The sequence below is a fragment of the Paenibacillus sp. FSL R7-277 genome (assembly GCF_000517965.1).
GTDB lineage: Bacteria > Bacillota > Bacilli > Paenibacillales > Paenibacillaceae > Paenibacillus_AQ > Paenibacillus_AQ silagei.
The window spans coordinates 446,455-466,211 of sequence record NZ_ASPX01000080.1; the positions used below are offsets into that span (position 1 = coordinate 446,455).

Genomic DNA, 19,757 nt, shown 5'->3' on the forward strand with positions numbered 1-19,757 from the left:
ATATTCTGCTGAAGTATAGAGGGGAAATTAATCTTCTTCCATGCTGTTCTCCAGCTCCTGCTCCTGCTTCTTAATCTCTTCATCCAAATGCCTATTGTACCTCTCCATGAAGCTGAGCATACCGGCATACTGGCTATCGGTCACCTGCTCAAACACGGGTCTGTCCCGCTCCCGAAACTCACGGTGCAATTCGTCATGGATCTGATACACAGCCTTCCCTTGACCAGTTAGCCTGAAATAGATTTCCTTCTGATTGTCCGGCTTCTGGTAGCTCTCGATAAGCCCCTTGTGCAGGAGCTTCCGTGTAATCTTGCTGATCGCCCCTCTGGTCATGTACAAGGCCTCTGCAAGCTTGGTCACGTTGACGTCTGCATGTCGTCCGATGTATTCAATACAGTGCACCTCAGAGGGTTTATTACCCTTAAGACTGATCTCCATCTTGGACTTATTCAGCCAGCTCATCTTATTGAATAATTCCCGGAAAGCGGTTAAGACCTGTTCCTCTTTGTTCATTGGTGGTCCCCCTCTTAAAAAAACAGACGCCAGCGGCGTCTGTCTAAATAACCCTTATCCTTGAACTACAGACCGTAGTACTTGGACTTGTCCGGTCCGTTGCTGGTATATTCCGTCTTCAGTTCATTGCGGTACGAACGCTCAATCTTGCGCACATAAGAAAGTCTGCGGACATTCTTCATGACTTCCTCGGCGCGCTCCGCATTGACGTACATTACCGCATAGTGCATTTTACGGGAAACGTAGTGCAATGTGCCGTACTTCTCCAGGTTGCGCGCCGCCTTGACGTCGCTAACCCATACAATATAACCTGTCCGTTCCGCAAACATAAGCTCATCCGCCTCTCTTTCTCTATCTCCTCACGGGTCAGCTTATCCGCAGGAGCATTTGCCGCCGCTGCCGCATCCGCCTTTGGGGGACGGATCATTGCTGGGAACCTTAATACTGTCCGAGACCGAGAATGCGATCGCCTCAGACATGGAATGAAGAATATCATCCAGCGTCTTCTCCGCATTCTTGAAGCGGACCACCGCTTCGAACTGCTCCAGCTCCCGCTCTACAGCCTCAACCTCATCCTTGGCCGAGTGATAGTTCGGGTGAAAATGACCAAACCGCTGTGTCTCGTCAAACAGCTCCTTCTTGCCTTGCAGCCGCTTGATCATGGCCTGGATTTGGGGATGGTTATCTACCTGTCCCTTCCAGTATAGGTAATCCGACACTTCTGCGGATTGATTAATCATATCGCCTAATTCATAGGCGTATGTCAGCACTTCAGCCATATCGACCGTATTTAATTCCGCTACGCTCATGAACTTCAACTCTTTTCTGCATTTAATGTTCTACCGCAGCGATAGACTACCTTATCATAACATATCCGCCCGCCTCAGCAGAAGAAGAATTTCTGTGCTTAAGCGGATGCAGCAGCTGAATTTCCTGCCAGTCCTCCGCTGCAAGCTCCGTCTCCTCTGCCGTCTCCGTTCCCGGGAGCAGCAGAATGCCCCGTACCTTCCATGGGCGTCCGCTGATCCGTTCAGGAATGAAATCCGCCGCCTTGCCCCCGTAGGAGAGCCGGACCTTGATTCCCCAGCTTAGGGCCTGCTCCATTACCTTTTGCGCTGTAGTGACATGATACTGCCTCCACTGATTGAACCACATCTGCGGCATGGCCTCCTCACCCGGCAGCTCCAGCATCGGGGGGCCGCCCCTGTCCAGCGGCAGGAGCTTCGGGGACGGTCCCGTTCCCAGCAGGCCCCGTTCCCCGGCTGCGGCAGGGAGCTCGTAGCGCAGCGCTGGCTCGTCCGGCCCAGACAGCTCGAACAGCCGCTGCTGGCCCGCAGCCCCGTTCAGGTCTCCGGCCCTTACGGACGGCGCCAGACCGGCGGCTGCAAGCTCTTTGCGCAGCTGCCCGGCAGCCTCCGGCCGGACGATGAAGTGGAGCGGGCCGATGCGGGTAACGATGTCCTGCAGCCGGGGATGGGCGGCGATTATCTCGCCCTCCTGCTCTCCGGCGCAGGACAGCAGAAGAACCTCCGCCAGTTCGGTCCGCCCGATCGCTCTGGCCCACTGCCTTAGCGCCAGTATGACCTGCTCCGGCAATCCTCCGGCGGCATGGGCGTTCAGCCAGGAGATCACTTCACCCGGGGCGAACCCTTGGTCCGCCGCGGCTTCCAGCCGCTCACGGGTCAGCCGGAAGCTCCAGAGATCCTCGTGATGCAGCAGCTCCGCACACCCGGCCAAGGTCCAGCGGACCGTATAAGCGACCTCCGGTGGTACCAGCACCTCGAAATCAGGCTGAACAATGAAGCCGGGGGACGGGGAAGCCGATGCCTGCGGCGGCGGGCTACATGCGGCTTCAGCTGCTACGGGTCTCTGCGGGCTGAGGACGGTATCTGGAGCTTCGGCAGCGCTGTCCAGGATTGCTTGGCTGTGTGAGGCTATGCTTGGACTGCTGCTGGCTGTTTCCGGGTTACTGTCCGCTTCTTCTGCACCCTCTTGATGCTGCGGGGTTATTCCTAGGCTATTTCTGTTCAGTTGCGGCTTCCTTGCCTTCCAGCGGAAGCACTCCGCTCCTTCTGCTGAATACCCCAGCTCACACCAGCCGAAGGCGGCCAGAAGGCGAATCCAGGCAAGTGACGCCTGCTTAAGCCCTGAGTCTGAGCCTGTCCCTGCTGCCCCCGGCACAGGCTGCTCCCCGGCTAGACCATTCTGCCTTATCCAGCTTAGAACAGGCTCTACCGCAAACCACTCGTCCGTCTTAAACTCTGCTGCCGAGAACAAATGTCTGAAATGCTGCTCTTCAGGCAGCGGAGCACCGTAGCGGCTGATTACCAAGGTGTAGAGCGTATCCGTCATCTCTTGTGCGGTAAGAGCCAGCCAGCGTTGCAGCATCGGTCTGTCTACTCCATACCCGCTGTTATCGCGGGTAATCAGCCCCAATACGCTCAGCAGATCAATGATTAATGTAACCGGCAGCGGATAGCTCTGGTGACCGGACGAGGACTCAAGCAGAGTCAGATACTCCCCCGGTATGGACAACTTTCCGGCTAACCGCCCAAGCTGCTTCTTATGTATCACTCCCTTAGATGTCAGAGGCAGGCCTTCCTGGGCTATGAACAGCAGTCCCTGAAATAGCTCCCCTGCCAGTTCTGAACACGCTGCATGCTCCACCCGGACTGCCCCCTCCACCCGCACCTGCGGACAGCCCGTCCAGAAGCTCCGCAGGATCAAGGGATACTGCTGCTGCGGAATCTGATACAGCCGCTCCCCCCACACCTTCTGACGCAGCTCCAGCATCCCGGTGTGAAGCAGTTCCTCCAGGGCCAGCAACTGCTCGGCTCTACACAGGAATTCAGGCCGCAGCCGCTCTGCAGAATCCGCTGTACATGGCGAAGCCGCATGCTCTGCCGCTATCCGCAGCAGCACTTCACAAGCATCCGCAGACAGCTTGCCGATATCATCTGCCGGTTCCAGTTCCATCAAAGAACAGCTCCTTCCGCCGGGTTCAGCATCCGGACCCCGTATTCGTAGCCTTGCTCTGTCAGGAACATCCGGCGGCGCAGGGCGAAGTCCTGCTCCCGGCTGTCTCCCGTGACCAGCGTGTAGAAATACGCCCGGTTATCCCCCGGCTTCGGACGAAGGATGCGGCCCAGCCGCTGAGCCTCCTCCTGCCGGGAGCCGAAGGCGCCGGATACCTCAATTGCTACCGAGGCATCCGGTAGATTCACAGCAAAGTTCGCAACCTTGGAGACAATCAGCACCGGCAGCTTGCCATCATTAAATGCAGCGTAGAGCGCATTCCGCTCCTTCTGCGGAGTCTTGCCCGTGATCAGAGGGGCCGCCAGCTCCAGCGCCAGCTGCTCGAGCTGGTCGAGGTACTGGCCGATCACCAGAATCGACGCTGCGGGATGCGCCGCAGCAATCTGCGCTGCAGCCTGCGCCTTAGCCTGATTAACGGCCGCCAGCCGGAACTGTTCCTTCGCACCGGCATACATATATTGCTGCCGCAGCTTCTGGTTCATCGGAACGATGACCTCGATGCAATCGACAGCTGCAATCCATCCCTGCCGCTCCAGCACCTTCCAGGGCAGGTCGTAGCATCTCGGGCCGATCAGGGAGAACACATCCCCCTCCCGCCCGTCCTCCCGGACCAGCGTTGCTGTCAGCCCTAGCCGCCGCGTAGCCTGAATATCTGCGGTTGCCCGGAAGACAGGTGCCGGAAGCAGATGGACCTCGTCATAGATAATCAGCCCCCAGTTTCGCTCATGGAACAGATTCATGTGGACAAACGCTCCTCCCTTGGAGCGCCTGTGGGTCAGCATCTGATAAGTTGTAACGGTTACCGGCCGCACCTCCCGGTGCTCTCCCGTGTATTCCCCGACCTCATCTGCGCTCAGCGTGGTCCGCAGCAGCAGCTCCCCGCGCCACTGTTCTACTGAAGTCGTGCTTGAAGTAAGGATCAGTGTCTCGCACTGCAGCTGCTCCAGCACCGCAAGGCCGACAACTGTTTTGCCTGCCCCGCAGGGCAGCACGACCACACCGCTGCCGCCATGTCCGCCGGTTCCCTGGAACTTTCGGACAGCCTCCCGTTGATAATCCCGGAGCCTGAATTCGGCGCTGCTCTCTTCACCCGTTCCCCTTAGAGTTTCCCGCCAGGCCATCTTCAGCATCTGCCCGTCCCGGTACCCGGCATAGTCAAGAACCGGATAACCCAGTCTGGCCAACTCCTGCTTCAGCAGACCCCGGTTCATCTTCGGACAATGGCTATGCAGCTCCCCGGTCCGGCGCAGGCCCAGCTCCTTCAGCTTCTGAGAGTCATCCAGTTCATCCAGCCGGCTCGCCCGGTCAGCGGTTAACGTAACATGCTGCGGATCACTCTCATCCGCGTGCAGATGCAAGCTTCCGTAACGGGACATCAGCAGCTCCATCTCCCCCTCTACCCCGGAAGGAATGCCCCACCTGGACAGCCTGCGCAGTCCTTCAATGACCTCTGCCGCTGTCTGTCCCCCGGCTGCGGCGTTCCATAGGGACAACGGCGTGATCCGGTAAGTGTGGTAGGCTGGAGGACTTTTGACAAGCTCGGCAAATCCGCTTAGAATCGTCCGCGCCTCCTCAAATCCCGGATGTCCGCATTCCAGCAGAATTGTCCGGTCATTCCGTGTGATGCATGGCCCCGCCTCTGCTCCGCTCATCCTATTCCCTCCTTGTGTGCTATAGTGGTTCACATTTGTCCCTACAACGAAAAAGCCCACCTCCGTAAACGGATATGAGCCACTCGTCAGTCTATTAATGCAGCTGCTGCCGCTGTAGATTTCATGGAGCGGCTTCGCAGCCTCATAGATATTGTCCAGCAGAGTAACCGGCACCGGCTGCGCGGTCATCACTTCTTTGACTGTCTTCAAGAATGAACCCTCCTGTCCACGTTACCATGGCATTTGAGAGTAGTTTTTCCTGGAGCGGTAACATTTATACGGATAAGGACTCATTCAGACAGGAATCGGCCATAGCGACCAGCAGCTTCACGCCATAGAGCATAGCATCCTCATCGAAATCAAATTTGCTGTGATGGTGCGGATAGACGGCATCCTTGACCGCGTTGCCCGCACCGACGAAGATGAAGCAGCCGGGAATCTCCTGAACATAATAGGAAAAGTCCTCCGCCGGCATAATCTTCTCCATCAGCATCACTTGGGCATCTATACCCAGCGCCTCAGGGGCAACACGGGCGAAGCGTTCATACTCAGCAATGTCATTCACCAGCGGCGGGTACCCCATCAGATAGTCCACCTTCGCCTCCGTCCCATAGGCTGCGGCTATGGACGCCGCCAACTCTTCAATGCGGCGGCGGATCAGATGACGTGTCTCTTCATCAAATGCCCGCACCGTCCCGGTAATCCGGCAGCGCTCGGCAATGATATTCTGGGCGGAACCGCCTTGCATCGTTCCCACGCTGACCACAGCAGGACGCAGCGGATCAACGTTGCGGCTGACAATCGTCTGCAGCCCGGTAACCAGTGCCGCACCGGCCACAATGCTGTCTGCTGTGCGGTGGGGCATGCCGCCGTGTCCGCCCCGGCCGGTCAGATCAATGAAGAACTCATCGGCCGAAGCCATCAGCGGCCCCGGCGCACTGCCTACCGTCCCGAGCGGGAACGGCGTCCACAGATGCAGCCCGTAGACAGCATCCGCACCCGCAAGCACGCCTTCCGCAATCATGTCCACTGCACCGCCGGGACAGACCTCTTCCGCCGGCTGGAACAGAAAGCGGATCTCCCCCCTCAGTTCCTCCCGGCGGGAGCTGTAATACGCCGCCGCAGCCAGCAGCATGGCGGTATGCCCGTCATGCCCGCAGGCATGCATAACCCCGGGATGCTGGGAAGCATATTCCCGGCCGCTCTCCTCCGTAATACTCAGCGCGTCCATATCTGCACGCAGGACTACCGTTCTGCCAGTCTCCCGGCCCTTAAGTATGCCTGTCAATCCGTAGCCAGCTGCACTCCGCCGGACCTCAATCCCGAGCTCCGTGAGCCTTGCCCCGACATAAGCGGAGGTCTCCTTCTCCTGATAGGACAGCTCCGGATGACGGTGCAGATGGCGGCGCCATTTGATCATTTCCGGGAGCAGTTCCCCGATCTCTAACCTCTCCATAACTCTCCATTCCCTTCTCTGACAGCATCCTGCGGATAAGCCTGCGGGGCAAGCCCTTGAGCTCTGTCCGCTCCGCAGCCTGCCAACTTTCTTTTATTGTAGCAGAAACGCAAAAAAGTGGGTATTAATCAGCCTGTTCTACCTTGCACAACCCCGGGAAACAGACTATCATGAGGAAGAACAATAACAAATTTTAATTACAAATGAATCATTATACTTCATTAAGGGGAGTTGTGCGCTATGATATTTGAGAACACGGGCCTCGAAGGACTGAAGAGCGACCTTCTTTATCTCGACGAGAGTGCAGCAAGGGCAGGATTCATCAGATGGCAATGGGAATACTACCGCGCGACTTATGACTGCAAGATAGAAGACCGCAAGGACGGCGGCGAATACTTCCTGCGCATTAATACCCGCGCTGTGGAGGGGAAGCTGGAGAAGTCAGATGCGGTGCTGGCGATTGAAGCCGTCTATCTGGGCAAGGCCACATTCCCCCACGGGCTGGAATATGAATCCCCGGTGCCTCAGCCGGTGCTTGAGGTAGCCCGGAAGCATATCAATGAATTGAAAGCGCTGCTGGAAGTTTGAGTGCCGCGAAGGGAAAGACGGCCTCCAAAGCCCGCCCGCCCAAAAGAGGAACGCCCGATTTCCAGCTGCTTATTCTCACCCTGCTGTTCGTGGGCTTCGGCCTGCTGATGGTGTTCAGCTCCAGTTCCAGCTTAACCCTTGCCAGTGAGAAATACAGCAACAATGCATTTTTCTTCGTCAAAAAACAACTGGTCTGGGCCGTGCTGGGCAGCTTCATCATGTTCGTCGTCATGAATATCCACTACAGCAAATTCAAGAAATGGTATGCCCCGATCTTCGTGATTACACTTGTCCTGCTGCTGTTCGTAGCCACCACCGAGGGGATTAACGGCGCCAAGAGCTGGATGAGTATCGGAACCCTTGGGATTCAGCCTACCGAGCTGGCCAAGCTCTCCATCATCCTGTATCTGGCTGCCCTGATTACCAAAAAAGGTGAGCGGCTGCGCGATTTACGGACAGGGTACATCCCGGTCATGATCATCGTAGGCATCGTAGCCGGACTGATTATGCTCCAGCCGGATCTAGGCTCCTGTATGATTCTTGTCGCAACCAGCGGACTGATCATCTATGCAGGCGGCGCCAGTATGAAGCACATTATGGGCTCGATTGGCCTACTGATTCTGGGCGTTGCTCTCGTCTGGGGAGCCAAGACCGCCATTGACTCCCTGTCGCCGCACACCGAGAAGGCTGAGATTAAACAGGATTACCGTCAGGGCCGTATTGAAGCCTTCCTTGATCCGGCGAAAGATGCCTCGGGCACCGGCTATCATATCATGCAATCCCTTATCGCCCTAGGCGAAGGCGGAACACAAGGCTCCGGGTTTGGTAAGAGCATCCAAAAGCTTCACTACCTTCCTTACCCTTACACTGACTTTATATTTTCCGTCATCGGTGAGGAGCTCGGCTTCGTGGGAACAGCCTTGTTCCTGCTGCTCTATCTATATTTTATCTGGAGAGGGATTCTAATTTCACTGCGGTGTACCGATCCCTTCGGCACCCTGGTCGGCATCGGAATCATGGGGCTCATCGCCATTCAGGCCTTCATCAATATCGGCGGTGTGACCAACACCATTCCGCTTACAGGGGTTACACTGCCCTTTATCAGCTACGGCGGCTCCTCGCTGCTCGTCACCATGCTCTGCATGGGGATCATGCTCAGCATCTCACGGGAGACCAACCGTCCGGCCAAGGAGGAAGTGGTGAAGTCTGTGACTACGGTCAGACAGGTACGCAACAACAGAAGTGCAGGCACCCGCGCACGCTAAGAGGCTACCTACATACAAAAGAGGGTTGAGCCAACAAGTAGAAAGGCAGTCCGGAATATATTCCGGACTGCCTTTTGCATGGATGCCTAATATAATTGTGCTTAAGAAATCTCGTCGTTCTTGAAGGCTACGCCTTCGACCTTAACGTTAACCTCTACGATGTGAAGACCGGTCATACTCTCCACAGCCTCGCGGACATTCTGCTGAAGCATGCGGCACACTTCATGAATCGGCGTTTCGTACAGTACGATGATGCGCAGATCTACTGCGGCTTCCAATTGGCCAACTTCGACAGTAACACCCTTTTGCACGTTCTTGCCGCTCAGGCGCTTTGCCCAGCCCTCTGACAAACCGCCAGACATGGCTGCAATTCCGGGAGTCTCAAGCGCGGCCAGGCCGGCAATTTTTGAGACAACGTCATTCGATATCCGTATATTTCCCAATTCCAGTTGAAGCTGTTCTGCCATGCCATATCCCCCCTACTCTCATTATCAATTATTGTAATTCCAAAGCGGCCTAAAAAGCAAATGACTTTCTCTCACCCCCGTTTACAGTCAGGAACAATTTGGGTATATTGATTATGAATTCAACCTACATATAGAGACTGGAGAGTGCTTACCCTTGAAAAAATGGATCTCACCGGCGCTGCTGGTCATCAGCTTCATCCTCAGCGCCATAGGGCATTATGCGAACTGGGATCATACCCTTCAGTTCATATTGTCTGCCGTTTCGGTCATCTTCGTGGCCGGGTTCCTCGGCCGGGCCACAGAGAGTGTAGCCCACTATGCCGGACAACGGCTGGGAGGGTTCCTGAACGCAACCTTCGGCAATGCGGCCGAGCTGATCATCGCCTTCTTCCTGGTCAAGGAAGGACTGTTTGACATGGTCAAAGCAAGTCTGACCGGCTCCATCATCGGCAACCTGCTGCTCGTCCTCGGACTGAGTATTTTTGCTGGGGGCCTGAAGTTCAAGGTTCAGAACTTCAATGTCACACTCGCCGGTCTGAACGGCTCACTGATGATCGTTGCGGTTATCGCCCTGTTCGTCCCCGCCATGTTCTTCAACACGCATTCCATCACCGAGAAAGACACCAATGTGCTTAGCCTTGTCGTTGCCGGCCTCCTGATTGCCGCCTACCTCGCCTGGCTGGTCTTCTCCATGATCACACACAAGAAATACCTGGCGGATGTTACAGACGATACTGCGGAAGAGCTGCCGAATGAGCATGCTCCTGTCTGGTCCCGGAACCGTTCAATCCTCTACCTGGTCCTTGCCACAGTCATGGTCGCCTTCGTCAGTGAGTGGCTGGTCGGCACGCTGGAGACTCTCACCGAACGCTTCGGCTTCAGTGAGCTGTTCGTCGGCGCATTCCTTGTAGCAATTATCGGTAACGCCGCAGAACACAGCGCTGCCATTATGCTCGCCATGAAGAACAAGATCGGCGCCGCAGTCGAGATCGCCGTAGGCAGCAGTCTGCAGATTGCCCTGTTCGTCGCCCCTGTGCTGATCTTCGCCAGTTACTTCATGGGCAACACCATGTCGATTGTCTTCACCACCATTGAGATTGTAGCGATTGCCGTATCGGTGTTCATCGCCAAATCGATTATTCAGGACGGCGCAACCAACTGGTACGAAGGTCTCCTGCTGCTGGCGGTCTATTTGATTCTCGGTGTATCGTTCTATCTGGTCTGAAACACAAAACTTATAAATAATTGTAAAAAAACGCACATGATCGACCCCCGGGTCTTTCATGTGCGTTTTGTTGAAAATATAAGAATTAAACGGTACCGTCCTTTAACAAGGACGGCAAAGCCGTTTCCACTTGATGACCGGGACTTACATCTCCCGTTCCTCAGCCTTCTTGTTCAGTGCCTCGTATAGTACAGCCAAATTACGTTCCAGCTTGCTCAGCACCTGCTTGCCGGTAAGCTCCGGTACCAGCCCCGCTCTGACCGCAAAATCGACCTCTCTGGAGAAGCCGTACATCTGGGTATCCAGCACTTCCTCATAGAGAGGGCAGTAACGGGTTGCCAAATTCTCCATCTGTACTTCAATGAGCTTCTGAATTTTATCGGCATCTTCTTGAAGAAGATTGATTGCTTTGATATTGAGCTGTTCCTGCAAATCCGATGAAGTCATGCATTTTCCCCCCCATGTCCAAAAGTTACAGCAGCGATTGCTTATTATTCTTAATATTAGTCGAAATTAGGACCTAATACAAGATTGCAGTTTGGGTTATTCCTGAAGTTCCTGCAAAATCACCTGGTTCCACAGCAAAGACGCCCAGCCGCAAGGCCGGACGTCTGAGAAGAAACTGGAATTACTCTGCTACTACTGTAAAATTCAAATTGTGTTTGGCGAAAACTTCACTCATGGCTTTCTTGGCTTCCTCGGCATCTGTGCCATGTACATGCAGCTCATAGCTTTGGCTGGATACCAGGGTGGTGAACAAGCCCAGGATGCTCTTCACATCAATGTACTTGTTGTCCGCTTGAAGAACGATAGATGAATTAAATTGGCTTGCTGTCTGTGCAATATCCACGATTGCCGCATTGTTGGACATAGGAATCCCTCCGCAACTTGATTATATACTTATGTTCACTTGTTACCAATTCCATGATACATTGAATCCGCTTACTCACGCAAGGTGTTTCTTGGAAACCGGCCTTTACGTGCTTTTGGAATCCGGCTTTTGTACCATTTTATTTCAGGTTCTCCGGATTCAGACCTTCCAGCTCCGGCACCACAAAAATTCCGTCCTTACGGATCAGCACATCGTCGAAGTAAATTTCGCCGCCGCCGTAATCAGGACGCTGAATCAGCACGAGGTCCCAGTGAATGGACGAACGGTTGCCGTTGTCCGTCACATCATACGCCTGGCCCGGTGTGAAGTGCAGACTGCCGGCAATTTTCTCATCGAACAGAATATCCTTCATCGGATGCAGAATATAAGGGTTGAAGCCGATGGCGAACTCACCGATATGGCGCGCCCCGTCGTCGGAATCCAGAATTTCATTCAACCGCGCGGTATCATTGCTGGAAGCCTCTACGATCCGGCCGTTCTCGAACGTAAACTTCACATTCTCGAAGGTCACCCCGTTATAGATCGATGCGGCATTATAGCTGATCGTTCCATTCACGGAATCGCGGACAGGCGCGCTGTACACTTCTCCGTCCGGGATATTTTTCTGGCCGGAGCATTTCTCCGCCCCGATTCCCTTGATGGAGAATGTAAGGTCTGTTCCGGGACCTGCGATACGCACCTTGTCGGTTCTGCGCATAAGCTCAGCCAGCGAATCCTGGGCTTTATCCATTTTGGCATAATCCAGGTTGCAGACTGCGAAGTAAAAATCCTCGAAGGCCTCAGTGCTCGTGTTGGCGAGCTGAGCCATACTGGCGTTAGGATAACGCAGCACCACCCATTTGGTGTGCTTGACACGCTGCTCGCTATGTACCGGGTGGGAATACAGGGAGTTGTAGAGCTTCATGTTCTCTTCCGGCACATCGGACAGATCATTGACATTCTCACCTGCACGGATGCCGATATAGCAGTCCATCTGCTTCATCCGGTTCAGGTCGATCTCCGCCCAGGTCTTGATGCCTTCAGGTGTTGCATATTTGAGCATACTGCGCAGAACAGTGCGGTCGGTCAGCTGCACAAATGCACGGCCTCCGGCCTTCCCCACTTCCTCCACAACGGCTTTGATCAAATCTCGTTCACTGCCGATCATTTCGACGAGCACATTCTCGCCGGGCTGTACGTTTACGGAGTAACCTACAAGGTTCGCCGCAAGCTTTTGAATCCGGGGATCATTCATCAGTCTCTCTCTTCCTTCCTCTTGCTGAAAATAAACATACCGTTATATTGTAGCACGCCTGTCATAGAGCGCAAGCCATCTGCGGGAAGGGAACCGCTCACTTATAACCATAGAAATCCACCTGCGTAATGTAGGCTTCTTCCGTGGTCGCACCGCCCTTTCCGGGGTAGGTTAGGGTGCGGTTCGAGGTCAGCCGGGTGGGCAGATTCCGCTTCGGGTCAACCTTAAGATAATATACCGTGCGGATATCCGCCTGGTTCAGCCTCTGCTGCAGCTCTGTCTGCTTCTGTTCCCACAGTGCGGTCTTAGCCGCAAGTGCCTTAGCCTGAGTGTCAGCAGGCGCAGCAGCACCTATTCTGGCAGCCGGCTTGATTGCCTGCATCTTCTGCGCAAGCTCTGCCGAGAGCTGTCTGCGCGCCTCCTCTGCCGTTAATTCAATCCGCAGGACCCGTGTCCCTCTGGCGCTGCCCGCTTCCTCCGTCACCTTCTTGCCCATCTTCTCCAGCTCCTCCAGCTGACGCAGCGGATTCAGCGCCTCCAGGGGATTACTGCCGGCCAGGGCCGGAGAGGCCTGCTTCATCGTCCATTTCCCGTCCTCCTTCACCATCCGGGTATAGTAGACGGGCGCATCTCCCGAGCCCTGCTCCAGAGAACGCGGACCGGACTCCGCCGCAGAAGCGGGATGTCCGCCGTCCGGCAGGAGCGAATAGAGGCTGACCCGGTTATGATCTGCTACCTTTCCCCCATAGTAGAGCGAGGATTCCGGGATCGTTTTCCCGTCGATCAGCAGGGCAGCCGCCCCTTCAAAGGACACCCCGTCAGTGCCATCCATCCCCGCCATTACCAGATTCAAATCCTCCGCAGCCGGTTTGTCCTTCACACCCGCGCACCCGCTGAATGCAAGGCTGGAGAGCATCAGCAGGGCAAGTGTTCCCGTGCGGACGCATTGTAAGTTCATCATGGCCATCAAGCCCTTTCCGCAAGAAAGTAGAGTGTACCTGTATTCTACCTAGGGTCTCCTTGAATGCAGGGCTTATACGCCGGATGACGCCCCCCCACAAAGCAGGCTTTTGCACAAAAAAATCCTTAAGGCCTAAGCCCAAGGATTCTTCGAATTATTCTCTACGGTTTTGTTATCGATCACTACCTGGTTGCGCCCGTTGTTCTTGGCTTCGTAGAGCGCCATATCCGCCCGGTAAAAGAGAGATTCGACACTGACCCGGTCATCGGTCCAGCTCCACTCGGCGACTCCGCAGGACACGGTCACACGCGGCTCTGTCTCTCCCATCACACGCTTGCGGATACGCTCCCCTACGAATACGGCCTGCTGCACCCCAAGCTGAGGCAGATAGACTGCAAGCTCTTCCCCTCCCCATCTGGCGGCGACATCCCCCTGGCGGATCGAGGTCTTCACGATGTCGCTGACCTGCTTCAGAATTTTGTCCCCCTTCTGATGTCCATAGGTGTCGTTCACCATCTTGAACTGGTCAATGTCCACCACGATCAGGGTTCCGCAAAAATCACTCGACTGCCGCTGCTTAATCTCTTCATCCAGATAGTGCCGGGCAAAAAGTCCGGTCAGCGTATCCCGGTTCGCCAGGCGGTGCACCTCGGCATGAAGCCTCGCATTTCCGACAGCCAGCCCGATATGACCGGCCATCGCCTGCAGCAGCCGGTAGCTGTCATAGGAGAAGAAGTGGGCCTGCTTATGCGCCAGCATAATGGCTCCCCGCACTTCTCCCCCCACATTCAGCGGAGTAGCGATCAGCGACTGTGAGCCGGTAGCATCCATCAGCGTCGAGGTCTGCCCCGCAGCATACTTGTAATCGGACAGCAGCAGCGGCTCTCCCGTAGCATAAACCTTACCGCCGAGTCCCTGACTGCCATCCAATATTTCACCCAGCAGCGGCAGATAATTGCAGGCGATTACCTCAAGCCCGCCGCGTTCTTCATTCTTATGGAGGATACAGCAATAATCCGCCTCGAACATTGCCAGCAGCTCTTCAAAAGCAAACTGGAAAATATCGCCGAGCCTGAGGCTCTGATTCAGCCGCTGGGTAAGCTCATTGCTCATGCGCAGCTCCCTGATCAGCTGGTTGGAGCGTTCATACAGCTTCGCATTCTCAAAGGCTGTACCGGCGGTATCCGCGACCATGGTCAGGAAGCTAAGATCCAGCTCATGGAAGGACGCTTTGTCCATAATCATATGAAACACACCGTATACCCCCTGCTTGCCGCCGAGCGGAAGCGCTACCTCAACCGTCCCGTTCTCATCACGCCCGGCATGAAGCGTGACCCGCCCATCCTTGAAGGCCCGGTCACAGACATCATTGCCTGCCCATGTCAGCGGAAGCGGCTTGACCTGAGGATGCGTGCTGCGGTGGTCCTGGGACATGAACAAATCAAGCCGCGCCCCCGGATACATCGCAGCGATACTGTCAATGACCTCCGTCAGCACGGCATCTACATCAATGTTGTCATGCATACGCTGGACAATCTGAAAAAGCAGCGAACGGCGGCTGCCCTCACGCTCGGCATGCAGATGAATTCCCGCAAGATCCGAGACAAACACATGCTCAAACCGGTGATAAAAGCAGGTCTGGAAATGCATCGACATCGCTTCAGCCGTATGCTTCCCGCCCGACTCGTACTGCTCAGCAGGCATTCTGCAGCCAAGCACGGCAAAGATTTCCCGGTGCCCGCGCGTAAATACCGGCAAAGCCAGAAGGGTATAGGCTTGTCCTTCCTCCAGAACCTCGGCGGCATACATCCCGCCTGTCTGCAGGCAGATTCCCGCCGCTTCTTCCCACTCTGCTCTCCAGCGCCCCTGCCGGAATTCAGAGCCGGGTTCAATCCAATCACCTTCATAATTCAGCACACACCAGCTCCAGGCCTTCGCGAAGGCGGGGACTCCCTGTCCTTGCCATTCCCTGAAGCTCTCGGCAATCAAGCTGGCGGCGTAGGGGAAATCGTGAGACACGATATCCGTCTCCTTCAGCCAGGCGGCGGGATCTACATCTTCTCCGCCGGATTGCCTCATGTCCTGTAACAGCATACGGCTGTCCCGATCCTTATGGCCGTATGCCTCCTGCTCTGACATAAAGAGGACCTCCTTTGCATCTTCAATCAGGCCAGACCGGAGTACGCCCCCTGATTCTATAGTAGAGACATTACCAATCCAGCGTAAATATAGTCAGGATATTTGAAATCACAGTTTTCCGATAACATCCAATTAGTTATATTTTACTCCCTTTCTTGAGGTATTGCATTATATTTTCCGCAAAACCGGGATTTTTTTTAGGACCAAAGAACTAACGACAAACATAGACAAAAACTCTTTTAAGTTGCGCTTGACTTTGACTGCCATTTTCATATAATATTTATTGTTGAACAAGACTGTAACAAGTCTTATTGGGCGTAACGTTGTGTCACCCTCTACGCATTTCGTTACTGCCAGGGCAGCGGCTGAACTTCCCTCGGCAGTGTGAAACCATTTAACGCTTTCACGGATACGAATTGCGGCGCAAATAGGCCCTACAATACATTTTTTCATTAAAAGGAGTCTACTATAATATGGCACGTTACACCGGACCTAAATTCAAACTCAGCCGTCGTCTGGGCATTTCCCTTAGCGGTACAGGCAAAGACCTGAAACGCCCTTTCCCACCAGGACAGCACGGCGCTAACCAACGCAGAAAAGTAAGTAACTACGGAATGCAGCTTTTGGAAAAACAAAAACTGCGTCACATGTACGGCCTGGGCGAAAAGCAGTTTAAAACTCTTTTCACTAAGGCACAAAAGCTCCAGGGTATTGCGGGCGAAAACTTCATGTTCCTGCTCGAAAGCCGCCTGGACAACCTGGTTTACCGTCTTGGATTCGCTAACTCCCGTGCAGGCGCACGTCAGTTGGTATCCCACGGCCACGTAACCGTTAACGGCAAAAAAGTCGACATCGCTTCTTACCGTGTAAGCATTGGCGACGTTATCGGACTCCGCGAAAGAAGCCGCGCTATGACTTCGATCAAGGAAGCTCTCGAGAACCGTAACCACCTTCCGGCTTACCTGGAATATGCTGACGGATCGTTCGAAGGCAAATATATCCGTTTGCCAGAACGTGCTGAGCTGTCCCAGGATATCGATGAGAAGCAAATCGTCGAATTCTACAACCGTTAAGATTCGCTTAGAGCGGAATCTGATCAAAGCTCCCGGATTTCTATCCGGGAGCTTTTTTTATGATAAGAATGTATATGTTTTTGGGCCCCCGCAAAGTTTTTGGGTCATCATCGCAAGTGGAAACGGCTTGGCCGTCTTTTTAGAGGACGGTACCGTTTCAACGAGAAATAGAAGGATAATTTATCGTGTGCAACATATAAAGTCTTATATTTAAGCAGAAGTCCCCACTTTGTGGGGTTATTTTAAAAATCCTCTCCGGCAGAAGCGCATTCAAAATCGCCAAATTGTGCTATAATAGTTCCGTTAAAAGGAGGATTATCGTCGATGGTTGAGGAGAAGAAAAAGAAGACCGCAAAACAGCGTCCACCGCGCAGATCCTGGCTCCGCAGGTTCGGTTCAGTTGTGAAGTGGATGTTCATACTCGGTATACTCGGCTGCCTGTTCGCCGGCGGCGCTGTAGCCGGCTACGTCACTTCAATAGTGAAGGACGACCCGGTCCGGCCCGAAGAACTAATCCAGCAGCAGGTTGGGCTGAACGCCATTACCGGCTTTGCCTATTTCAGTGACGGACAGCCGATCGGCCAGCTCCGCACAGAAGAAGACCGCAGACTTATTGAATTCAACGATATTCCGCAGCTTGTGATTGATGCCGTTCTCGCTATAGAGGACAATAATTTCTACAATCATAAAGGGGTGGATTTCAGCGGCACCCTGCGGGCCGTCAAGCAAAAGGTACTGAATGAATCCGTTCAGACCGGGGGCAGTACCCTGACCCAGCAGCTTGCACGGCGCGTGTTCCTGAACCTGGACCGTACGGAAGACCGCAAGGTGAAGGAAATCCTGCTCTCCCTGCGGCTGGAACGTTTCTTGTCCAAGCAGGAGATTTTAACGGCTTATTTAAATAAGGTTCCTTTCGGGAACGGTTCCAACGGCTATAATGTATTTGGTATCAAGGCCGCCGCCAAAGGCATCTTCGGCCTGGATGATCTGGAGAAGCTGAATGTGGCCCAGGCGGCGTATCTCGCCGGCTTGCCGCAGCTCCCTTCCAAGTATTCTGCGTTCAACGGCGTAGGCGAATTCAACGAGACGGCCTTCGGCCGGGCGATGGACCGCCAGAAGCTGGTCTTACGGCGGATGCTGGAGGAGAACAAAATTACCACCTCCCAATACGACGAGGCGCTGCTCTTCGACATCAAGAGCTCTCTTGCACCGCATACGAAGAAGGCCTATGCCACCTTCCCTTATCTCATGATGGAGACCGAACGCAAAGCGTCCGAGATCCTGCTGAAGCTGAACCAGGGCACGGCAGACAAGGCGGCCACTGCTGCCGATTCCGCCCAGCTTCTGGAGGAAGCCCGCCAGCAGCTGATGACCGGCGGCTACCGGGTGTACACCACCATAGACAAGAAAGTGTACAGTGCGATGCACAGTGTCTCGGATGACAGCAGCAATTTCACCAAGGACAGCAAGGCTAGAGGCAAGGAACAGACAGCCGGCATGATGATCAACAATAAGACCGGCGCGATTCTCGGCATGATCGAAGGGCGCGATTTCAACATCGAGCAGATGAACTATGCCACCCAGATGATCCGCCAGCCCGGCTCTACCATGAAGCCGATTGCAGCGTACCTGCCTGCACTGGATGCAGGGCTGATTCAGCCTGCCGGCATTCTGGATGATGCGCCGATTGTCATGAAGGACGGGGGTAAAGGCTACCACATTCCCAAGAATGCCAACAACCGTTATCAGGGTCTGGTTACCGCCCGGTATGCCCTGAACAAATCCCTGAACCTTCCCGCCTTGAAGCTGTTCAACGACAAGGTGGGAATTGAGAAGGCCTGGGCCTTCTCCAAGAAGCTGGGGATTACCACCATCCAGGACAATGACTATAGCGCTCAGACCGGGGTTATCGGGGGGCTGCGTTACGGGGTATCCGTGGAAGAGCTGACTAATGCTTATTCCTCCATCGGTAACGGCGGTGCCTTCAATGATGCTTATATGATCGAGAAGATCGTGGACAGTCAGGGCAAAATCGTCTACCAGCATAAAGTCAACCCGGAACAGGTCTTCTCCAAGCAGACCGCTTATCTGATGACGGATATGCTGCGTACCGTAATTACTGACGGAACAGCAACTACAGTGAAGAGGAACTACAAGCATTTCAAGGAAGTTCCAATTGTCGGCAAAACCGGCTCCACCCAGAACTACGGGGATGTCTGGTTCATGGGCTATTCCCCGGATGTCACCCTTGGAATTTGGGTGGGCTACAAAGAGCAGGTCAATACCCTTCAGGGGGATACGCAGAAGCGTCAGGCGCAGACCCTGTGGACCAAGGTAATGAATACAGTGATTGACAAGCGTCCCGAGCTGTTCACCACGAAGGAATTCGCCCAGCCGGAGGGTATTGTCAAGGCGACAGTCTCGGCATACAGCGGCAAGAAGCCTTCCAAGCTGACGGATAGATTCACAACGGATCTGTTCAACGCGAAATTTGTTCCTAAGGAGAGCGATGACGGAATCTCCAATGCCAAATACATCACTTATAACGGGGTGAACTACATCCCCCTGGAAGGAACTCCTGAGGATTTCTTGAAGGAGAAGATCGTAGTCAAGCGCGAGAAGCCGATTCAGGAGCTGGTCAAAGAGCTGCTGGCCGCCTTCCCGGCGATGAAGTCGCATGAGTCGCTATCGTACTACATGCCGCAGGATGCCAAAACCGACTATCCGACCGAGGTCGATCCGCGGGTCGATGACGGCAACGGGCCAAGTGCTCCCGGTGAAGTCATGGTCTCCTACAGCACAGGCAAGGCTGTAGTTACCTTCACTCCAAGCGGTTCGCCGGATGTTGTCGGCTACCGCCTCTACCGTTCCCTGAACGGCGGATCTTTCCAGAAGCAAGCCGTTCTCGCGGCTGGAGAGAGCACCGTCTTCAGGCCGGGTACTCCGGCAGGCGCTAATGCTAGCTTCTATGTGGCTGCCGTGGACGTAGCCGGACATGAGACTGCTTCCGGCAGTGTGGCTGGCGGCATTAAGCCTACACCTGAGCCGACACCAACTCCGGAACAGACGCCGGACGCTGAGCCGACACCGGACGCCGGAATCATCCCGGACAGTACGGAAGACCCTGGCATGATCATTGTTCAGCCGCCTGCTGTGGATACTTCTACTCCATTAGGCGGTACCAATGCTGGCGGCGGGAATGCCGGAGGCAGTACCGCTACTAACGCACCAGGCAACTCCGGACGTTAAGCTCATC

At 54.7% G+C, this 19,757-nt stretch carries 17 protein-coding genes; 5 read left to right on the top strand and 12 right to left on the bottom strand.

Annotated elements, in window-relative coordinates; translation table 11 throughout:
• Window positions 1–27: 27 nt before the first annotated feature.
• The 6 genes from C173_RS24070 to C173_RS24095 all read right to left on the bottom strand — a co-directional run bounded on the left by C173_RS24070 (window position 28) and on the right by C173_RS24095 (window position 6,657).
• Window positions 28–513, bottom strand: a complete 486-nt coding sequence (locus C173_RS24070) for a MarR family transcriptional regulator (protein ID WP_036729440.1) — start codon at window positions 511–513, stop codon at window positions 28–30.
• 65 nt (window positions 514–578) lie between these two features.
• Window positions 579–842: a YlbG family protein gene (locus C173_RS24075; protein ID WP_036694997.1), complete on the bottom strand. Its 264-nt coding sequence runs from the start codon at window positions 840–842 to the stop codon at window positions 579–581.
• 42 nt (window positions 843–884) lie between these two features.
• Window positions 885–1,322: a YlbF family regulator gene (locus tag C173_RS24080; RefSeq protein WP_036729443.1), complete on the bottom strand. Its 438-nt coding sequence runs from the start codon at window positions 1,320–1,322 to the stop codon at window positions 885–887.
• Between the two features lie 46 nt (window positions 1,323–1,368).
• Entirely contained in the window at window positions 1,369–3,489 is a 2,121-nt protein-coding gene (locus tag C173_RS24085) for a helicase-associated domain-containing protein (protein WP_036729446.1), read from the bottom strand.
• Window positions 3,489–5,201, bottom strand: coding sequence for a DNA repair helicase XPB (locus C173_RS24090; protein ID WP_036730163.1), 1,713 nt, complete (start codon window positions 5,199–5,201; stop codon window positions 3,489–3,491). The genes C173_RS24085 and C173_RS24090 overlap by 1 nt, the downstream gene beginning before the upstream one ends.
• 274 nt (window positions 5,202–5,475) lie before the next feature.
• A complete protein-coding gene (locus C173_RS24095; protein ID WP_036729449.1) occupies window positions 5,476–6,657 on the bottom strand; it encodes an amidohydrolase in 1,182 nt (393 codons plus the stop codon).
• Between the two features lie 240 nt (window positions 6,658–6,897).
• Here C173_RS24095 and C173_RS24100 point away from each other — a divergent pair, with 240 nt between their 5' ends.
• Window positions 6,898–7,245 (top strand): YugN family protein, encoded by a 348-nt coding sequence (locus tag C173_RS24100; RefSeq protein ID WP_036729451.1) that lies wholly within the window; start codon window positions 6,898–6,900, stop codon window positions 7,243–7,245.
• On the top strand, window positions 7,242–8,510 hold the full coding sequence (gene ftsW, locus C173_RS24105) for a putative lipid II flippase FtsW (RefSeq protein WP_051478333.1): 1,269 nt from the start codon (window positions 7,242–7,244) through the stop codon (window positions 8,508–8,510). The genes C173_RS24100 and ftsW overlap by 4 nt, the downstream gene beginning before the upstream one ends.
• Window positions 8,511–8,611: 101 nt before the next feature.
• On the opposite strand, the gene C173_RS24110 is transcribed toward ftsW, so the two are convergent.
• The gene (locus C173_RS24110) at window positions 8,612–8,977 is read right to left on the bottom strand and encodes an Asp23/Gls24 family envelope stress response protein (RefSeq protein ID WP_036695005.1); all 366 of its coding nucleotides are present in this window, start codon (window positions 8,975–8,977) and stop codon (window positions 8,612–8,614) included.
• Between the two features lie 154 nt (window positions 8,978–9,131).
• On the opposite strand from C173_RS24110, the gene cax reads away from it, so the two are divergent.
• Window positions 9,132–10,202 carry a calcium/proton exchanger gene (gene cax, locus C173_RS24115; protein ID WP_036729453.1) on the top strand — a complete coding sequence of 357 codons (1,071 nt, stop codon included), beginning with the start codon at window positions 9,132–9,134 and terminating at the stop codon, window positions 10,200–10,202.
• 144 nt (window positions 10,203–10,346) lie between these two features.
• Here cax and C173_RS24120 read toward each other — a convergent pair whose 3' ends face one another.
• The 5 genes from C173_RS24120 to C173_RS24140 all read right to left on the bottom strand — a co-directional run bounded on the left by C173_RS24120 (window position 10,347) and on the right by C173_RS24140 (window position 15,428).
• A complete protein-coding gene (locus C173_RS24120; RefSeq protein ID WP_036695007.1) occupies window positions 10,347–10,649 on the bottom strand; it encodes a YlaN family protein in 303 nt (100 codons plus the stop codon).
• Between the two features lie 181 nt (window positions 10,650–10,830).
• On the bottom strand, window positions 10,831–11,073 hold the full coding sequence (locus C173_RS24125) for an HPr family phosphocarrier protein (RefSeq protein ID WP_036695008.1): 243 nt from the start codon (window positions 11,071–11,073) through the stop codon (window positions 10,831–10,833).
• 139 nt (window positions 11,074–11,212) lie between these two features.
• On the bottom strand, window positions 11,213–12,328 hold the full coding sequence (locus C173_RS24130; protein WP_036729456.1) for an aminopeptidase: 1,116 nt from the start codon (window positions 12,326–12,328) through the stop codon (window positions 11,213–11,215).
• A gap of 97 nt (window positions 12,329–12,425) precedes the next feature.
• On the bottom strand, window positions 12,426–13,289 hold the full coding sequence (locus C173_RS24135) for a hypothetical protein (protein ID WP_155991624.1): 864 nt from the start codon (window positions 13,287–13,289) through the stop codon (window positions 12,426–12,428).
• Between the two features lie 132 nt (window positions 13,290–13,421).
• Window positions 13,422–15,428, bottom strand: a complete 2,007-nt coding sequence (locus C173_RS24140) for a sensor domain-containing diguanylate cyclase (protein ID WP_036729461.1) — start codon at window positions 15,426–15,428, stop codon at window positions 13,422–13,424.
• 473 nt (window positions 15,429–15,901) lie between these two features.
• On the opposite strand from C173_RS24140, the gene rpsD reads away from it, so the two are divergent.
• Both rpsD and C173_RS24150 read left to right on the top strand, forming a co-directional pair.
• Window positions 15,902–16,501, top strand: coding sequence for a 30S ribosomal protein S4 (gene rpsD / locus C173_RS24145; RefSeq protein WP_036729464.1), 600 nt, complete (start codon window positions 15,902–15,904; stop codon window positions 16,499–16,501).
• A gap of 324 nt (window positions 16,502–16,825) precedes the next feature.
• Window positions 16,826–19,750 (top strand): transglycosylase domain-containing protein, encoded by a 2,925-nt coding sequence (locus C173_RS24150; protein WP_036729467.1) that lies wholly within the window; start codon window positions 16,826–16,828, stop codon window positions 19,748–19,750.
• Window positions 19,751–19,757 lie beyond the last annotated feature (7 nt).

Bases quoted from the DNA above. Each gene is read 5' to 3' on its own strand.
- C173_RS24070 (WP_036729440.1), bottom strand. From the start codon at position 513: ATGAACAAAGAGGAACAGGTCTTAACCGCTTTCCGGGAATTATTCAAT.
- C173_RS24075 (WP_036694997.1), bottom strand. From the start codon at position 842: ATGTTTGCGGAACGGACAGGTTATATTGTATGGGTTAGCGACGTCAAG.
- C173_RS24080 (WP_036729443.1), bottom strand. From the start codon at position 1,322: ATGAGCGTAGCGGAATTAAATACGGTCGATATGGCTGAAGTGCTGACA.
- C173_RS24085 (WP_036729446.1), bottom strand. From the start codon at position 3,489: ATGGAACTGGAACCGGCAGATGATATCGGCAAGCTGTCTGCGGATGCT.
- C173_RS24090 (WP_036730163.1), bottom strand. From the start codon at position 5,201: ATGAGCGGAGCAGAGGCGGGGCCATGCATCACACGGAATGACCGGACA.
- C173_RS24095 (WP_036729449.1), bottom strand. From the start codon at position 6,657: ATGGAGAGGTTAGAGATCGGGGAACTGCTCCCGGAAATGATCAAATGG.
- C173_RS24100 (WP_036729451.1), top strand. From the start codon at position 6,898: ATGATATTTGAGAACACGGGCCTCGAAGGACTGAAGAGCGACCTTCTT.
- C173_RS24110 (WP_036695005.1), bottom strand. From the start codon at position 8,977: ATGGCAGAACAGCTTCAACTGGAATTGGGAAATATACGGATATCGAAT.
- C173_RS24120 (WP_036695007.1), bottom strand. From the start codon at position 10,649: ATGACTTCATCGGATTTGCAGGAACAGCTCAATATCAAAGCAATCAAT.
- C173_RS24125 (WP_036695008.1), bottom strand. From the start codon at position 11,073: ATGTCCAACAATGCGGCAATCGTGGATATTGCACAGACAGCAAGCCAA.
- C173_RS24130 (WP_036729456.1), bottom strand. From the start codon at position 12,328: ATGAATGATCCCCGGATTCAAAAGCTTGCGGCGAACCTTGTAGGTTAC.
- C173_RS24135 (WP_155991624.1), bottom strand. From the start codon at position 13,289: ATGATGAACTTACAATGCGTCCGCACGGGAACACTTGCCCTGCTGATG.
- C173_RS24140 (WP_036729461.1), bottom strand. From the start codon at position 15,428: ATGTCAGAGCAGGAGGCATACGGCCATAAGGATCGGGACAGCCGTATG.
- rpsD (WP_036729464.1), top strand. From the start codon at position 15,902: ATGGCACGTTACACCGGACCTAAATTCAAACTCAGCCGTCGTCTGGGC.
- C173_RS24150 (WP_036729467.1), top strand. From the start codon at position 16,826: ATGGTTGAGGAGAAGAAAAAGAAGACCGCAAAACAGCGTCCACCGCGC.